This is a genomic window from Enterococcus sp. LJL128 (assembly GCF_056924295.1).
Genome location: NZ_JBXPBP010000022.1, coordinates 1 through 15,461 on the forward strand (window position 1 = coordinate 1; position 15,461 = coordinate 15,461).

General features: G+C 41.6%; 11 protein-coding genes. All 11 read right to left on the bottom strand.

Translation table 11 applies throughout. The features are described 5' to 3' along the window. Positions 1 to 682: 682 nt before the first annotated feature. The 11 genes from lysS to mfd all read right to left on the bottom strand — a co-directional run bounded on the left by lysS (position 683) and on the right by mfd (position 15,455). The gene (gene lysS / locus AC1Z3K_RS17205) at positions 683 to 2,179 is read right to left on the bottom strand and encodes a lysine--tRNA ligase (protein WP_461733423.1); all 1,497 of its coding nucleotides are present in this window, start codon (positions 2,177 to 2,179) and stop codon (positions 683 to 685) included. A 96-nt stretch (positions 2,180 to 2,275) separates the two neighbouring features. Beyond that, complete coding sequence (dusB, locus tag AC1Z3K_RS17210; protein WP_426081814.1) at positions 2,276 to 3,271, bottom strand: tRNA dihydrouridine synthase DusB; 996 nt, start codon at positions 3,269 to 3,271, stop codon at positions 2,276 to 2,278. 2 nt (positions 3,272 to 3,273) lie between these two features. Then, complete coding sequence (gene hslO, locus AC1Z3K_RS17215) at positions 3,274 to 4,179, bottom strand: Hsp33 family molecular chaperone HslO (RefSeq protein WP_426081815.1); 906 nt, start codon at positions 4,177 to 4,179, stop codon at positions 3,274 to 3,276. Positions 4,180 to 4,597: 418 nt separating this feature from the next. Further along, positions 4,598 to 6,733 carry an ATP-dependent zinc metalloprotease FtsH gene (ftsH, locus tag AC1Z3K_RS17220; protein ID WP_426081816.1) on the bottom strand — a complete coding sequence of 712 codons (2,136 nt, stop codon included), beginning with the start codon at positions 6,731 to 6,733 and terminating at the stop codon, positions 4,598 to 4,600. Positions 6,734 to 6,832: 99 nt separating this feature from the next. Continuing rightward, positions 6,833 to 7,378: a hypoxanthine phosphoribosyltransferase gene (gene hpt, locus AC1Z3K_RS17225; protein ID WP_426081817.1), complete on the bottom strand. Its 546-nt coding sequence runs from the start codon at positions 7,376 to 7,378 to the stop codon at positions 6,833 to 6,835. 17 nt (positions 7,379 to 7,395) lie between these two features. Beyond that, entirely contained in the window at positions 7,396 to 8,784 is a 1,389-nt protein-coding gene (tilS, locus tag AC1Z3K_RS17230) for a tRNA lysidine(34) synthetase TilS (protein ID WP_461733424.1), read from the bottom strand. A 192-nt stretch (positions 8,785 to 8,976) separates the two neighbouring features. Further along, a complete protein-coding gene (locus tag AC1Z3K_RS17235; protein ID WP_426081820.1) occupies positions 8,977 to 9,456 on the bottom strand; it encodes a S1 domain-containing RNA-binding protein in 480 nt (159 codons plus the stop codon). A gap of 58 nt (positions 9,457 to 9,514) precedes the next feature. Further along, positions 9,515 to 9,979 carry an FtsB family cell division protein gene (locus tag AC1Z3K_RS17240; RefSeq protein ID WP_426081821.1) on the bottom strand — a complete coding sequence of 155 codons (465 nt, stop codon included), beginning with the start codon at positions 9,977 to 9,979 and terminating at the stop codon, positions 9,515 to 9,517. Positions 9,980 to 10,035: 56 nt separating this feature from the next. Then, on the bottom strand, positions 10,036 to 10,311 hold the full coding sequence (locus AC1Z3K_RS17245) for an RNA-binding S4 domain-containing protein (protein ID WP_426081822.1): 276 nt from the start codon (positions 10,309 to 10,311) through the stop codon (positions 10,036 to 10,038). Between the two features lies 1 nt (position 10,312). Next, positions 10,313 to 11,902: a putative polysaccharide biosynthesis protein gene (locus AC1Z3K_RS17250; RefSeq protein ID WP_426081823.1), complete on the bottom strand. Its 1,590-nt coding sequence runs from the start codon at positions 11,900 to 11,902 to the stop codon at positions 10,313 to 10,315. Positions 11,903 to 11,918: 16 nt separating this feature from the next. Further along, a complete protein-coding gene (gene mfd / locus AC1Z3K_RS17255) occupies positions 11,919 to 15,455 on the bottom strand; it encodes a transcription-repair coupling factor (RefSeq protein ID WP_461733425.1) in 3,537 nt (1,178 codons plus the stop codon). Between the last annotated feature and the right edge of the window lie 6 nt (positions 15,456 to 15,461).

The window sequence follows — 15,461 nt, forward strand, 5'->3', positions numbered from 1 at the left end:
CTTGTTAAAAATGTTTGTTGTTTTGAATTAATCAAAACGCCCTACACATTTGGTTTGTCTTACTTTGTTCAGTTTTCAAAGGTCTACATCATTGCCTCGCAGCAACTTTTATATCTTATCAAATCTCCGATAAGATGTCAACTCTTTTTTTGAAAAAGTTTTAAGTTGGTGGAACTCAGCAATTCGTTGTTGTGTTTCATAACAACTGTTTCAGTTTATCAGCTTATTTGTTATTTGTCAATAACTTTTTTGCTGATTCAACAAGTTTTTTCTTCTCTCTGGATGTTATTCTATCCAGCTGTCTGAAAGTCATTGTCTCGTCTTGCGACATGTAATAATATATCAAGTTTCAACGCTTAGGTCAATCAAAATATTGCATTTTTTTCAACTTTTTTTCATTACCGATTGTTCGTCATATTTCTTTCTTTATCGTTCGCATTTTCATCTCATTTTTCAGTTTTGTTTCTATCTATAATCGACATTCTAAGGAAAATGCTTTTCACCTACTAAAGTATTTAACAGCTCTTTTTAATTTAAGATAACCAATCTATATATTTTACTATTTTGGCTTGTCCCAGTTTCGGTATAAAAATAAGGAACTGTGACAAAGTCTACTTTGACCGTCACAATTCCTAAGTTCTATTGCAGCTAATCACTTCTGAAATTAGCAGATTTTGATTTTTTAACGCATCGTCGGGAATAGAAGTACATCTCTAATTGACTGAGCATCTGTCAACAGCATTACCAAGCGGTCAATGCCGATTCCCAGTCCACCGGTTGGCGGCAGACCATACTCCAAAGCCTCAATGAAGTCTTCATCCACACCATGAGCTTCGTCGTTCCCTTGTTCCCGCTCTTTTTCCTGATCTTCAAAGCGTTCTCTTTGATCAATCGGATCATTTAGTTCTGTAAACGCATTGGCAAATTCTTTACCAACAATAAACAGCTCGAAACGGTCAGTAAAGCGAGCATCCTCAGGATTTTTCTTTGCAAGAGGTGATACTTCTACTGGATGACCGTAAATAAATGTAGGCTGCAGCAGTGTTTCTTCTACAAATGTTTCAAAGAACTCATTTAAGATATGACCAACAGTCATATTATCGTTAATTTCTACTTTGTGTTCTTTAGCAAATGCACGAGCCTCTTCCACAGTCATTTCCTGCCAGAAATCTACACCTGTTTGCGCCTTGATAGCATCTACCATGTGAACACGACGGAACTCGGAGCCTAAGTCTACTTCTTTTCCATCATAGGTAATTGTTGTAGTCTTCAAAACCTTTTCTGCGGCATTCCGAATAATACCTTCAGTTAAATTCATGATGTCTTTAAAATCAGCATAAGCAGTATAAGCTTCCAGCATTGTAAATTCAGGATTATGAGTTGTATCGATTCCTTCATTACGGAATACACGTCCAATTTCATAGACCTTTTCCATTCCCCCAACAATCAGCCGTTTTAAGTGAAGCTCCAAAGCAATACGTAAGTATAAATCTATATCTAGAGCATTATGATGCGTAATAAACGGACGGGCAGCTGCTCCGCCTGCTTCATTATGCAGGACAGGTGTTTCAACTTCTACAAATCCCTGACCGTCTAAATAACGGCGGATTTCACTGATAATTTGACTGCGCTGCATAAAGCGGTCAAAGCTCTCTTTATTGCTAATCAGATCCAAATAGCGTTGGCGGTATCTTTGTTCGATATTCGTTAAACCATGGTATTTATCTGGAAGCGGACGTAAAGATTTAGTCAACAGGACAATTGTCTTCGCCTTAACAGTTACCTCGCCAGTATCTGTTTTCATAATTTGACCTGTCACGCCGAAGAAATCCCCTAAATCAGCATGTTTGAATAGTTCGTAGGCCTCATCACCTACTTGATCTTTTCTTACATAGATTTGAATCTGACCTTCACGATCCTGCAGATGGGCAAACCCTGCCTTACCCTTTCCACGCTTTGTCATCATACGGCCAGCAACGCTTGCTGACAGTTCTTTTTCGTTTAGTTCTTCTTTCGTTTGGGCATCAAATGCTTCATGAAGTTCAGCAGAATTATGGGTACGGTCAAAACGTTTACCGAATGGATCGATTCCTTCTTCACGTAGTTTTTCCATTTTTTCGCGCCGCACAAGCATTTGATCATTCAAATCTGCGACTTGAGATTGTTGTTCTTCAGCCACTTTGTTTCCTCCATTCTTAAATAAACATATACTTATAATGCCACAGCAATTCCAAAAAAAGCAAGCCGAATTTTATATTCGGCTTGAATTAATCGGTTAGACAACTTCTTCAGTTTTTTCTTTATCGATTTTTCCAATAAATGCATCCATCAGATCTACGATTTCTTTTTGTGTATCCGCCTGATTAATGGCTACTTTCACTTTAGCTGCTCTCGGAATCCCTTTTAGGTAATAGGAGGCATGCTGCCTAAATTCTCTGGCCGCTACAAACTCGCCTTTCAAATCAACTAGTCTTTGCAAATGAACCTTGGCGGTTTCTACTTTATCAAACGGCGTTGGTTCTGGAATCAGCTCACCAGTTTCCAAATAATGCTGCGTCCGATGAATCATCCACGGATTGCCTAAAGCAGCTCTGCCTATCATTACCCCATCTGCACCAACGTATTCCAGCATTTTTTTTGCATCTTCCGGCGTACGGACATCCCCATTCCCCATAAAAGGAATCGTCAACTGACTTTTAACTTCCTTAAGAACATCCCAATCTGCTTTTCCTTCGTACATCTGAACACGGGTTCTGCCGTGCATCGCAATAGCCGAAGCACCGCCTTTTTCAGCTGCCAATGCATTATCTACAGCAAAAAGATGCTGCTCATCCCAGCCGGTTCTCATCTTAACAGTTACCGGTAAATCAACAGCTGAAGAAACGGCATGAACCATTTCATAAACCTTATCCGGATCCAGCAGCCAGCGGGCACCTGCTTCGGCTTTAATCACTTTATTCACGGGACAGCCCATATTAATATCAATAATGTCAGCTTCCGTATTCTCTTGGACAAACTGAGCCGCTTCCACCAACGTCTCTTTATCTCCGCCGAATATTTGTAGGCTTAACGGATGCTCTCTTTCATCTATATACAGCATTTCCAATGTTTTTTTATTTCTAAAATGAATTCCTTTATCACTAATCATCTCACAAACGACTAGTCCTGCACCAAATTCCTTCACAGTAACCCTAAAGGCAGCATTACTGATACCAGCCATTGGTGCAACGACCACTCGGTTAGGAATTTCTACATTTCCGATTTTCCACATCGCTATTCCCCCTGATTGTTCTGTGTATTCCTAATTGCTTCTTCTTTAAGCTCAATTAAATCCTCTTCACTATAATGGTACTTATTTCCACAAAATTGACAAACTGCTTCTGCTCCATGATCTTCTTCAATCATTGCATTAATTTCTTCAAGCCCTACTGCAATAATTGCTGTTCCAAACTTCTCTTTTGAACAATCACATTTGAATTGGACCGGCATTTTTTCGAGAATATCAACCTCGCCTTCTCCTAGTAAGCGTTCAAGAATCTGCTCTGGTGCTTCTCCTTCTTCAAGAAGACGGGAAATCATCGGAACCTCCGTTAAACGCTGTTCAATGAGGTCAATAGTTTTCTCATCAGCTCCAGGCATTACCTGAATCATAAAACCGCCGGCTGCTTTCACCTGTTCATCGGTATCTACTAGTACACTTAATCCGATAGCTGAGGGTATTTGCTCTGACACAGCCATAAAGTATGTAAAATCCTCACCAATTTCTCCAGATACAATCGGTGTTTGTCCAGAAAAAGTCTCCTTCAAGCCTAAATCCTTAATGACAGTAAAAATCCCTTCAGTTCCGACAGCTCCACGCACATCAATTTTGCCATTGTTATTTAGAGGCAGACTAATATGAGGATTCTTGATATACCCCTTAACATCGCCGCTGCCATTACTATCTACAATAATAGATCCTGCTGGTCCATTCCCCTGAACCTTAACAGTCAATTTATCTTCACCTTTGAGTGTTGCACCTAATAAAAGCGCACCAACCATTGTTCTACCAAGCGCCGCCGTTGAAGCACTCCATGAATCATGTCTTTTCTGTGCCTCTGCAATTGTGTTTGTTGCACAAAGTGCATAGGCTCTAATTGAACCTTTATAGCACAGGGCTTTAACTAAATAATCTTCCATTGTTTTACTTCCTCATCTCTTGTGCGTTTTCATTCATTAACAGATAATACTAGGATTTATTCTTTTTTTCAACTAAAGAATTCTGACATTGTAATTATTGAATGCTGGTTTGGAGCACAAACGAAGGCTTAAACGCTTTTTTCACGAGTACTCGATTGCGCAGCAAGGTCAAAATAGTTTTTTCTATTAGAAAAACTAAATGTCCTCTTTTAGCTCTTCTGTAATAAGCGGGAACCAGACATGTGAAGCTTTTTATCACAAGGCTGCTAGCTTACCGTTGAAGTACGGCATTAAGAATTTACTTCCTTTGCTATTGTTGCATTGATATTTTCTAATCTCTTTGCCAACAAAAAGACAGCTGCAGAGGAGCACCTCCGCAGCCGTCTTCCTTCAATCTATTACAATCTCATTTAATCATTTACTGATTATCATCCGTATCATCAGAAGATTGATTTTCATCTTTTTTATCAAGCTGAACTTTCTTTTCTGCTTCATCGGCTGCAGTTTTCACTTCTTTCGATTCAGCATCCAGTTCTTGTTTATCTTCATTCACTGCCAGCTTCTCTTCTGCTTGTTTTTGTGCATCTTTTTCTTCCAATGCACGTTTTGCTTCTTCAAAAGTTTGAGCTTTTTCGCTTGGAAACTCAGAAGGTGTTCCAGCAGGCATTTCCCCTGTTTCAAACAATGATTTAATTGCCTTAGCATCCAGAGTTTCATACTCAAGCAGCATTTCAGCAATTAGTTTATGTTTGTCACGATGCGTCTCGATGATTTCGCGCGCTTTTTCGTGGGCTTCAAACAAGATCTTGCGTACTTCCTGATCAATTTCAAAGGCAACTTGTTCAGAGTAAGCTTTTGTCTGACCATAATCACGACCAACAAAGACCTGATGGTTTCCTTCGTATTGAACTGGACCAAGCTTGTCGCTCATTCCATATTCAGTAACCATGCTGCGGGCTAAGCCTGTTGCTTGCTCAAAGTCATTAGATGCGCCTGTTGACTGAACATTAAAGACGATTTCTTCTGCTGTACGTCCGCCAAGCAAACCAACTAACTGCTCAAACATATCTTCTTTTGTCATTAGGAATTGATCTTCTTTTGGAAGAGCAATCATGTATCCGCCCGCACGACCGCGAGGGATAATCGTTACCTTATGCACAACACGGGCACGGCTTAGAACTAAACCAACGATTGTATGTCCAGCTTCGTGGTAAGCCACCATTTCCCGTTCTCTCTTGCTGATAACACGGTCCTTTTTAGCAGGTCCGGCGATTACACGATCTTCTGCTTCATCGATATCGGAAGCATCAATCTTCTTCTTGTTTCTACGTGCAGCAACTAGGGCTGCTTCATTCAATACGTTTTCTAAATCTGCACCGGCAAAGCCTGGTGTTTGTTGTGCAACGACTTTCAAATCTACATCATCTGCCAAAGGCTTATTACGAGCATGTACCCGTAAAATAGCTTCACGTCCTTTAACATCCGGACGGCCAACTAAAATCTGGCGGTCAAAACGACCTGGACGAAGCAGTGCCGAATCCAGTACATCTGAACGGTTCGTTGCTGCAATGACGATAACTCCTTCATTGCCGTCAAAACCATCCATTTCTACTAGCAACTGGTTCAGCGTTTGTTCACGTTCATCGTGTCCGCCGCCCATACCAGCTCCACGCTGACGACCAACAGCATCAATTTCATCAATGAAGATAATTGCAGGTGCATTTTTCTTCGCAGTTTCAAATAAATCACGTACACGGCTGGCACCGACCCCTACAAACATCTCTACAAATTCAGAACCAGAGATAGAGTAGAACGGTACACCTGCTTCACCAGCTACGGCCTTAGCAAGCAAGGTTTTACCAGTTCCGGGAGGTCCTTCCAGCAGAACGCCTGCCGGAATACGAGCACCTAGTTCAACAAATCGGCGCGGATCTTTAAGAAATTCGACAACTTCTACAAGCTCTTGTTTTTCTTCTTCTGCACCAGCTACATCAGTAAAGCGTACACGGCTGGCTGTTTTATCCGCTTCTTTGGCTTTTGACTTACCGAAGTTCATTACTCGGCCGCCGCCACCTCCGCCGCCGCCTTGTTGTCCCATCATCATATAGAACATAAAGAACAATAGAATGATTGGCAGGAAGCTAAAGATTAGAGAAATCCATGTTCCGCTTGTTGACTGTTCCTTAACAGTCAGTTTTACTTCTTTTTGCTGCGCAGCATTTTGAATCTCCGTTAAAGTTGTATCTGTCGGCAATACGATGGTTGAGAATCTCTTGGTTGTCACACCAGAAGAGCCCCACAACGATAAACCGCCTTCGTTTTCAACTTTCTGTTCTTTTTTGTATTCTCCGACTACTTTAAACACACCATTTGTCGGCTGAATTGTCATTGTTTTAATGTCTCCGTCGTTTAACTGCTGATTAAAAGTGGAGTATTCGATATCAGGGGATTGAGAGCCGTTGTTTCCAAAAATAAAGCTTCCAACCATGATCATCGCTAAAATGACTAATACATAATATAGGCCGTTTTTCATGCCGCCACCTTTTTTATTCATGCCTGTCCTCCTAGCATCATTTGTTAACAATTATTAACATGTCTTAGTTTTATCAATTCTGACCTTTATATTGTAACATACCCGTTTCAAAGAGAGATATTAATTTGATTCATAAATTTCCGGTTTAAGAACACCAACGTATGGCAGGTTCCGATATGCCTCAGCATAATCAAGTCCGTAACCGACAACAAACTCATTAGGAATGTTAAAACCGACATAATCTGCGTCGATATCAACAACGCGTCCTTCAGGTTTATCCAAGAACGTAACAATTTTTACAGAAGCCGCTTTTCTATATTTGAATAAATCAACTAGATACGCTAACGTACGTCCGCTGTCAATGATATCTTCCACGATTAAAATGTGGCGACCTTCAACGTTTGTATCCAAATCCTTAACAATTTTCACTTCGCCGGATGAAACAGTTGCATTTCCATAGCTGGAAACATCCATGAAATCCATTTCTAGATTAATATCCATTTCACGAACGACATCAGCAAGGAATGGTACTGCGCCTTTCAGAATACCTACAACTAAGGGTGTTTTTTCTTTGTAGTCCTCTGTCAGCTTTTTCCCAAGCTCAGCTGTTTTTTCAGTGATTTGTTCTTTTGTAATCAAAATATTCTTAATATCCTTCTCTAGCATGATGCTCTCCTCTCAATTTACTCCTTTGTTATGTAAAGGAGCCTGTAGTGTATTTTATCAGTTTCTTGTGGAATACTCAAATAGGAATTTGCAAAACCAGGCACCCAAATCAGCTCCTGATGATTGTTAAAAATCAGCCATGCTTTTTCTCTGAGACTATCGGGAACCTTACGATCGATAAACAAACGGTTTACACGTTTTGTCAGCTTCTCGGTCAATGCAATCCGGTCGCCATTTTTTCTACGGCGGATGGTCAGCGGGCCCGTTAGCTGACTTGAGACAGCCAGCTCCTTCGTCTGCCATTCTTTGACCTTTTTCGGAAACTCCAACAGCTCATCCGGTGTCTCAAATCCCAGCCATTCAGTTTCAGAAAGGAAGATGCCTTGTCCTTTTTCAAGAAAATAAACCTCTTCTGCAGCTTTCACCTGTGTTCTTTTCCGTAGATAGCCTTGACTATACTCTTTAATAAACAGCCAGTCATTTTCAAACGACAGTTGTTTTTGCGGCGCCTGCCCTGAAACTAAATCAACTAACCTCTCCAGCTGCTCATGCTTTATCTCAACTTTTTCTGGAATTAACGTTTGCTGCAGCAGATTTTGAAAAAAGAAATACTTAAAAACGCGGCTTTTGTTTTCGAGCATCTTCAGGTCGAACCGCCAGCCATCTTGAATTTCTTGGACACCCTGAGCGTAAACTACTTTTACAACTTCCTCAATCAGTTCAGCTGCATACTGCACCTGACAGCTGAAATCAGCCGTATGCTTAAGAAATCCGGCATTTTCTTCTTTTAACTTGGGTATTACCTGATGGCGAATCCTATTTCTAAAATACCAGTCAGAAAAATTTGTACTATCTTCAAAATACACAATTCTCTGTTCTTTTGCGATCAGTTTCAGCTCATCTTTAGAAAAAATCAATAAAGGTCGAACTAAACGCCCTTTACCAAAAGACCGGCTGGATTTAATACCAGACATATTCAGTAAGCTGCTTCCCCGTGTTAATTTCATAATAATCGTCTCGGCCAAATCATCTCCATGATGAGCCGTCATTAGCGTGGAGTACTTGTCACTTTCCATAACCTCTTCAAAAAAATTATATCTGAATGCTCTCGCCTCAGCTTCCATTCCTTGAACATGCGTTTTGATACCCCACCTTTTACTATAGAAAGGAATCTTTTTTTCTTCACAAAACCGGTTCAGCCATTCTTCTTCGTCAAAGGATTCTGGTCGAAGCTGATGATTGACATGAGCTACACCGATTACACAGCCGCTTTTTTCAGCTGCTGCCAGCATCAGATGCAGCAATACCATTGAGTCAACGCCTCCTGAAACAGCCAGCAGAATCCGTTCGCCGGAATGCCAGAAGCCTTGTTTCAGACCCTCCTGATAAAATCCATCTAGCATCATCCTTCCTCCTCCTGTAATTGGTTCTCTATTTTCCAACATAAAACAAAAGAGCCGGGAAAAATTCCAGACTCTTCTGTCTCAAACAACATAATCGAAATCAGGCAAGTGGGTATGAACACTGCTTTTTTTCGAATGATTGCTGTTTTTTCTTCAAAACAGCTGTTTCACAAATTTTTTTTGCTCATTGTCAGATTAATTGCGGCGTCCGCCTCGTCCGCCTCGTTTTCCTTCAGTGTTTCTACGCAAGGAAGACAAACGATCATCACTATCCTTTAAAAAGGAGCTCATCAGCGTGTCAAAATCCTGTTTGCTGTTGTTATTGAAATTATTATTATTCATCGGCTTGTTAAATTGTTTTTTAGGTGCAGAATGATGCCCTCTGTCCTGATTTTCCTGATGATTGCGACGTTGAAAATTACTCTTAGGTGCTTCAGCGTTTTCCTGCGCTTTACGAATAGACAAGCCAATCTTGCCATCGTCTCCTACAGAAGTAACCTTTACTGTCACTTCATCTCCAACAGTTAATATATCATTGATATCTTTAACGAATCCGTTTGATACCTCACTGATATGGACTAAACCAGTCTTCCCTTCACCTAAATCGATAAAGGCCCCAAAATTAGTAATTCCTGACACTTTTCCCGGCAGCTTTGCTCCTACTTCGATTGACATAAAAAATGTGTTCCTCCTATTTTCACCCTATATAATTATATATTCAGCCGTCATCTGATTATTCTTCAGATGATTGAGGCTGTGATTGACTGCTTTCTGCAGTAGACTGCGTTGTCTCTTTGTCTTTATCTCCGCTGAGTGCTGAATTAAATTCCAGACCAGGGTAGATTTGTTCACCTTCTTTAGATAGAAGATAACGGTTTCTGGCTAGCTTAGCAACATAATTTGGATCCTTCAGTAAGGCAACATCCTGATCCAGGCGTCCCAGCTTTTTATCCATTTCTGCTGACTCTGCTGCAACTTCAGATTTTTGCTCTTTAAAAGCATTCAACTCATGATAATCCTTAAGCAGCTCAAAACCGGAAATCGAGAACACTACGACGGCTAATAGAAAAATAACCGCAAGTCGGCGACGTTTAAAAATCAGCTGTTTCTGCTGTTTTTGGAATTCAGCAAACTGTTCTTTGGTATAATCATTGTCCAGCGCAGCAATTTTATTGACGTTTTTATCCTTTTTCTTCATGTTTTCCGCTCACTTTCGTATGTCCGCTTTATTATACCAACATCTTCAAAGGTTGTCTAATCTAAATCGCTGGAATTATCAACTCTTGTTTCAGAAACGATTGTGTACATTTTATCAGCATCTTCTTTTTTCGTTGAATCATGGAGTTCTTTGACTGCAACCTCAAGAATTTTGTTGCCAAAACGAATTTTCACCTGATCGCCTATCTTAACACTACTGGAGGATTTTGCCAAAATCCCATTAATTTGGATTCGGCCTTTATCTGCAACTTCTTTTGCAACTGACCTTCTTTTAATGATACGTGATACTTTCAGAAATTTATCTAAACGCATATTACTCCCTCTTCTTCGTTCTTAAAATTTTCTTGCCAAATGGCAGCATCAGCCATTCACGAACGGTGAACAGCCGCAGCTGAATGACAGCAAACACAAATACTGCCGCGCCCAGCCCAACGCCAATTAGCGCATATAGTAACGCTTGTCCCCGATGATCTGCTACACCAAAGAACAAATTAAGCAGTCCTTGATAACTAATCAGAACTATACTCATTATACCTAAGCTTGCCAATAATTTCTTCAAAAAGTTTCGTTCTGTCCAAAATTGATTCAAGCTGTTGTCAGCTAAAAGAAACAAACAGAACAATGTTCCAGCTAAAGAAAGAATTGTAGAAAGACTAGCTCCCGCCGTTCCCAGCCGTTCTGTCAGACTGGCAGTCGTCAGAAATTTAATCAAAATTCCCAATCCAGCCGCCAGAAACGAGGATTTGAAGCTATTCCGACTTTGCATAATGCTTTGATATGCTTGAATAACCGCCATAAAAACTAATGAAAAAATGTAAATGCCTAATACACCATTTCCTTGATAGTCTTTAAATAGAGCAAAATTGATATACGGCAGCAGTAATACCAGCCCTATGGCTGCAGCCGCAGCAACCGTTGTCGTCAGACGCAAAAACATCTTCGCTGCCTCGACAAACTGCTGCTCTTTTTTAGCAACAAAATATTTAGTTAGCGCTGGTAAAAAAGTTGAGCTTAAAGCCAGTGCCACGACAAGACCAAGTTGTACGAGAGGCTGCCCACGATCATAAACGCCTTTATCAACCTTGGCCGCATGATTAGACAGCCCAGACAGCACTAATGCATTCTTTACAAAAAAGGAATCTGCCAGTTGAAAAATGATTAACAGCGCACTATAAATGGAAACTAGACCACCTTCAATAAATAGACGCTCAAGTAGTTTTTTTCCTTTTGAATCAAGCCGCCAGCGATAGAAATAGTCTGAGCTGCCCGGCTGAATTTTCCGGTCGTAATACCATAGAATAGCTGCCGCTGCAGCACCACCTAAAATTGCACCACCCATTGCGGCTGTTCCTGTTTTATAAATATCCCATGCCAGCATTTTGTAGCAGGCCGCTGCAGCTAAAATGACACCGACGCGAATCAGCTGTTCCAGCACCTGAGAAACAGCACTGGGCGTCATAAGCAGATGCCCCTGAAAGTTTCCCCGATAAAAAGAAAGCACTGGAACCAGCACAAAGGTTACCGACACCACTCGGATAAGTGAACCCAGCTGCTTGTCACCCATTAGTCCCGCCAGCCAATCACTGCCGAAGAAAAAGAAGGCAAATGCCAAGAGGCTAAGGACCAGGACATACGGGAACAGTCGCTGAAGTACAGAGCGTTTTTCACTAACGTCCTCCTGCTCTGCAACCACTTTGGAAATAAACTGCGGCAATCCAGTTAAAGCTAACGTCATCGCTATTCCATAAATTGGATAGACCTGCTGATAGACGTAAAAGCCTTCATCTCCAACTAGATTTTGGAAAGGTACTCGGTAAACCGCACTTAGCAGCTTAGCAATAAAAGACGCAACTGTAAGCATAAGCGCTCCTTGAAGCATCGTACGAATCTCTTTATGAGCCATTCGTTTCCCTCCCTGCTCAATCCTCTTCCAGCATATTTCTCTTTTTATATTTTTCCTGACGCAGCGCTGCAACAAATGCTGATACTTCCTGCAGCCACGCTGCTGATTTCATTCCTTTGTAAAGCTTCAAACGAATACTCATCTTTTCATTGTCAACAGCTAAATCCGCCTTCAGAGAGGTTGCTGACAGAGCTTCAAAAATTTGTTCCACTGTATATGCTTTTGTCCCCGCTTTACTAAGGGTAAAGGTGATATCCTGCTGATGTTTGCGAATCGTTTCCAGCAGTGCCCGGTCGCCGTCCATTTTAATTAGTCCTGTCGTTAGCAGGTAGGCTACTTCATCTGGATACTCGCCAAAGCGATCTAGTAAATCCCCTTCCAGCTCTTCGTACATTTCCATATTTTCCAGTTGTCGAATCCGTTTATAGATTTCAATTTTCTGACGTTCATCCGAAATATACTCATTTGGAAGATACGCATCAATTCCTAAATCAATTTCTACAGATGTTCTCTGATCCACTACTTTCTTTCCTTGCTTTCTGGCCACGGCTTCTTCCAACATTTGTGAATACATGTCAAACCCAACTGAATCGATAAATCCATGCTGTTGTGCTCCAAGCAAATTCCCGGCTCCTCGAATTGATAAATCCCGCATAGCGATTTTAAACCCTGAGCCCAGCTCAGTAAAGTCCTTAATTGCTTCCAACCGCTTCTCACTGACTTCGTTTAGAATTTTTTGAGGCTCGTACATGAAGTAAGCATAGGCTACCCGATTGCTTCGTCCGACCCGTCCGCGCAGCTGGTATAAGGTAGAAAGTCCCATATAATCCGCGTTTTCTACAAAAAGTGTGTTTGCATTAGGAATGTCTACGCCTGTCTCTATAATCGTCGTAGTGACTAAAATATCATATTGTCTCTCGATAAAATCAAACAAGGTGTTTTCCAGTTGAATTTCTGTCATTTGCCCATGAGCATACGCGATTCTGGCCTGCGGCACTAATGCCTGCAGCTCCTCCACCTTCTTTTCAATAGTGTCTACCCTGTTATAGAGATAAAATACCTGTCCGCCGCGTGCCAGCTCCCGCTCTATCCCCTCTCGAATAGCACCTGGATTGCTTTCCATTACATAGGTTTGAATCGGGTAGCGGTTTTCCGGCGGTGTTTCGATAACAGATAAATCCCGGACACCCAGCATAGACATATGGAGTGTTCGGGGAATAGGCGTGGCCGTCAATGTCAATACGTCCACCTGAGCACGAAGCTGCTTCAGCCGTTCCTTATGCTTAACACCAAACCGCTGCTCTTCGTCAATAATCAGTAGTCCTAAATCACTAAAAGCAACATCCTTGGACAAAATCCGATGGGTTCCTACTAAAATATCTACCTGTCCTTTTCTCGCCTGTTCTATCGTTTCATTCTGCTGCTTTTTCGTTCGAAAACGGCTGAGCAGGCCCACTTCTACAGGAAAGCCTTCAAAACGATCTTGAATTGTCTCATAATGCTGCTGTGCCAGAATAGTTGTCGGAACTAGAAATGCAACCTGTTTTCCTGCTGTTATTGCTTTAAACGCTGCCCGCAGTGCTACCTCGGTTTTTCCAAAGCCCACATCCCCTACTAGCAGACGGTCCATCGGCCGACTTTTTTCCATGTCATGCTTGATTTCTGCAGTACTGCGCAGCTGATCTTCTGTTTCAGAGTATGGAAAAGCATCTTCAAATTCCTTTTGATAGCCGTCATCCGGTGGAAAAGCAAATCCTTTTTCTGATTCTCTCACTGCATACAGCTGAATTAAATCGTCTGCAATATCTTCAATTTTAGCAGATACCTTACGTTTCGTTTTCGTCCATTCACTACCGCCAAGCTTGTTGATTTTCGGCGTTTTAGATTCTGCTGCCACAAACTTCTGGATTAGATTCAGCTGTGTAACAGGAATAAACAGCTTGTCATCATTTTGGTATAAAATTGTGATGTAGTCCTGATGAACACCATCGACTTCCAACGTCTCCATACCGATATATTTCCCGATTCCGTGATTCACATGAACAACGTAGTCGCCTTTTTTCAAATCACTGTAGCTCTTTAAGCGTTCTGCATTAGAAATTGTCTGACGGCGAGCCCGCTTTTTAGTAACCGTATGGAAGATTTCCTTTTCCGTGATAACTACCAGCTTTTCCGAAGGCAGTTCAAAGCCGGACTGCAGCTCTCCCAAGACCAGCTGAATACGTCCATCCAGCAGCTGATCTCCGCCAACTGCAGTACTGGAAATATCAAAATCCCGAAACAGACTTTCTACTTTCTGAGCCCGCTCCTTTGTTGGTACAAATACTAACACTGTCTGCTCCTGCTTTTGCCAGCGGTCCATCTCCGCTTTTAGCAAGGGCATTTGCCCGAAAAACTGTTGCATGGACCGATATTGAAAGTTGTGAATCGCCTGAAACCGGAGATTCCCCATTCCTTTTTGGAACAACGAAAAAAAGGTCGCTGCAAACCGCTGCTTACGCAGCTGATCATGGGCGTTGATTCCAAAAGTTTGTTCTGCAAATACCCGATTTTCTTCCAGTTTCAGTGTGTGCCACTCTGCTTCTTCACGACTAATCTCTCTTTCTGTTTCCAGAATCCGAGCATAGTCATCAACTACCAGCAAGCTGTCTTCCGGCAGGTAGTCAAGGATTGTAACTGGCTCCTGATAGAGCATATCTACGTAGTAACGCGCCTGCTCAGTCGGTATTCCAGCTTCCCAGGATGAAATTATTTGACCAAAATACTCTTCTATAAATGTCTTGTCCGTTTGCTCTTTGGTCACAGATAAGCGTTTTTCCAATGCTTCCTGCAGCCGGACAATTCCAGCTTCCAAATCTTCTGCTGAAAAGATAGTATCGGTAACAGGAGATAAAACCACTGATTCTATTGTCTCTACCGAGCGCTGCGTATCTGCTTCAAAATATCTTAAAGAATCAATCTCTACATCAAAAAGCTCAGCCCTTACAGGATACTGAGTATTTAGCGGATATACATCGACAATACTGCCCCGAATACTAAATTCTCCTGGCTTTCCAACTAGAGACTGACGTTCGTAGCCCATTAGCACTAATTCCTGAGCCAGCTTTTCCAGTTCTATTTCTGTTCCTATCTCCCAATGAAGCTGAGCTTCTCTCCATGTCTTCTTGGAGGGTAAATATTTTCTTAGACCAGCAACCGGCACTACCACTATTCCTATTTCATCAGAGGATAAAAAATTCAAGCTTTCGATTCGATCTGCTCTTGCTTCCGGTGATGAAAAAGCCATCTCTGCAGACAGCACTTCATCAACTGGGAATAAATGGACCTCTTCATCTACAAGGAAATTTCTTAAATCTTCTACTAATTGATTCGCATAATATAAATTGGGAACAGCAACGAGCATTTTCTTTTTCTTCTCTTGATATCCACTGACCATCAGCAGCGTTTTAGCTGAACCAGCCAATCCGGTAATCAGCTGCCGCTGATTGCCATCCAGCTTTTCAAACCATTCCTTCACAAGACTGCTTCCGCTTATTCGCTTGATAATATTCATCTCGTT

What these genes read in the sequence shown, in the direction of transcription:
- dusB (WP_426081814.1), bottom strand. Translation starts at nt 3,271, where the DNA reads ATGTGGAAAATCGGAAATGTAGAAATTCCTAACCGAGTGGTCGTTGCA.
- hslO (WP_426081815.1), bottom strand. Translation starts at nt 4,179, where the DNA reads ATGGAAGATTATTTAGTTAAAGCCCTGTGCTATAAAGGTTCAATTAGA.
- ftsH (WP_426081816.1), bottom strand. Translation starts at nt 6,733, where the DNA reads ATGAATAAAAAAGGTGGCGGCATGAAAAACGGCCTATATTATGTATTA.
- hpt (WP_426081817.1), bottom strand. Translation starts at nt 7,378, where the DNA reads ATGCTAGAGAAGGATATTAAGAATATTTTGATTACAAAAGAACAAATC.
- tilS (WP_461733424.1), bottom strand. Translation starts at nt 8,784, where the DNA reads ATGATGCTAGATGGATTTTATCAGGAGGGTCTGAAACAAGGCTTCTGG.
- AC1Z3K_RS17235 (WP_426081820.1), bottom strand. Translation starts at nt 9,456, where the DNA reads ATGTCAATCGAAGTAGGAGCAAAGCTGCCGGGAAAAGTGTCAGGAATT.
- AC1Z3K_RS17240 (WP_426081821.1), bottom strand. Translation starts at nt 9,979, where the DNA reads ATGAAGAAAAAGGATAAAAACGTCAATAAAATTGCTGCGCTGGACAAT.
- AC1Z3K_RS17245 (WP_426081822.1), bottom strand. Translation starts at nt 10,311, where the DNA reads ATGCGTTTAGATAAATTTCTGAAAGTATCACGTATCATTAAAAGAAGG.
- AC1Z3K_RS17250 (WP_426081823.1), bottom strand. Translation starts at nt 11,902, where the DNA reads ATGGCTCATAAAGAGATTCGTACGATGCTTCAAGGAGCGCTTATGCTT.
- mfd (WP_461733425.1), bottom strand. Translation starts at nt 15,455, where the DNA reads ATGAATATTATCAAGCGAATAAGCGGAAGCAGTCTTGTGAAGGAATGG.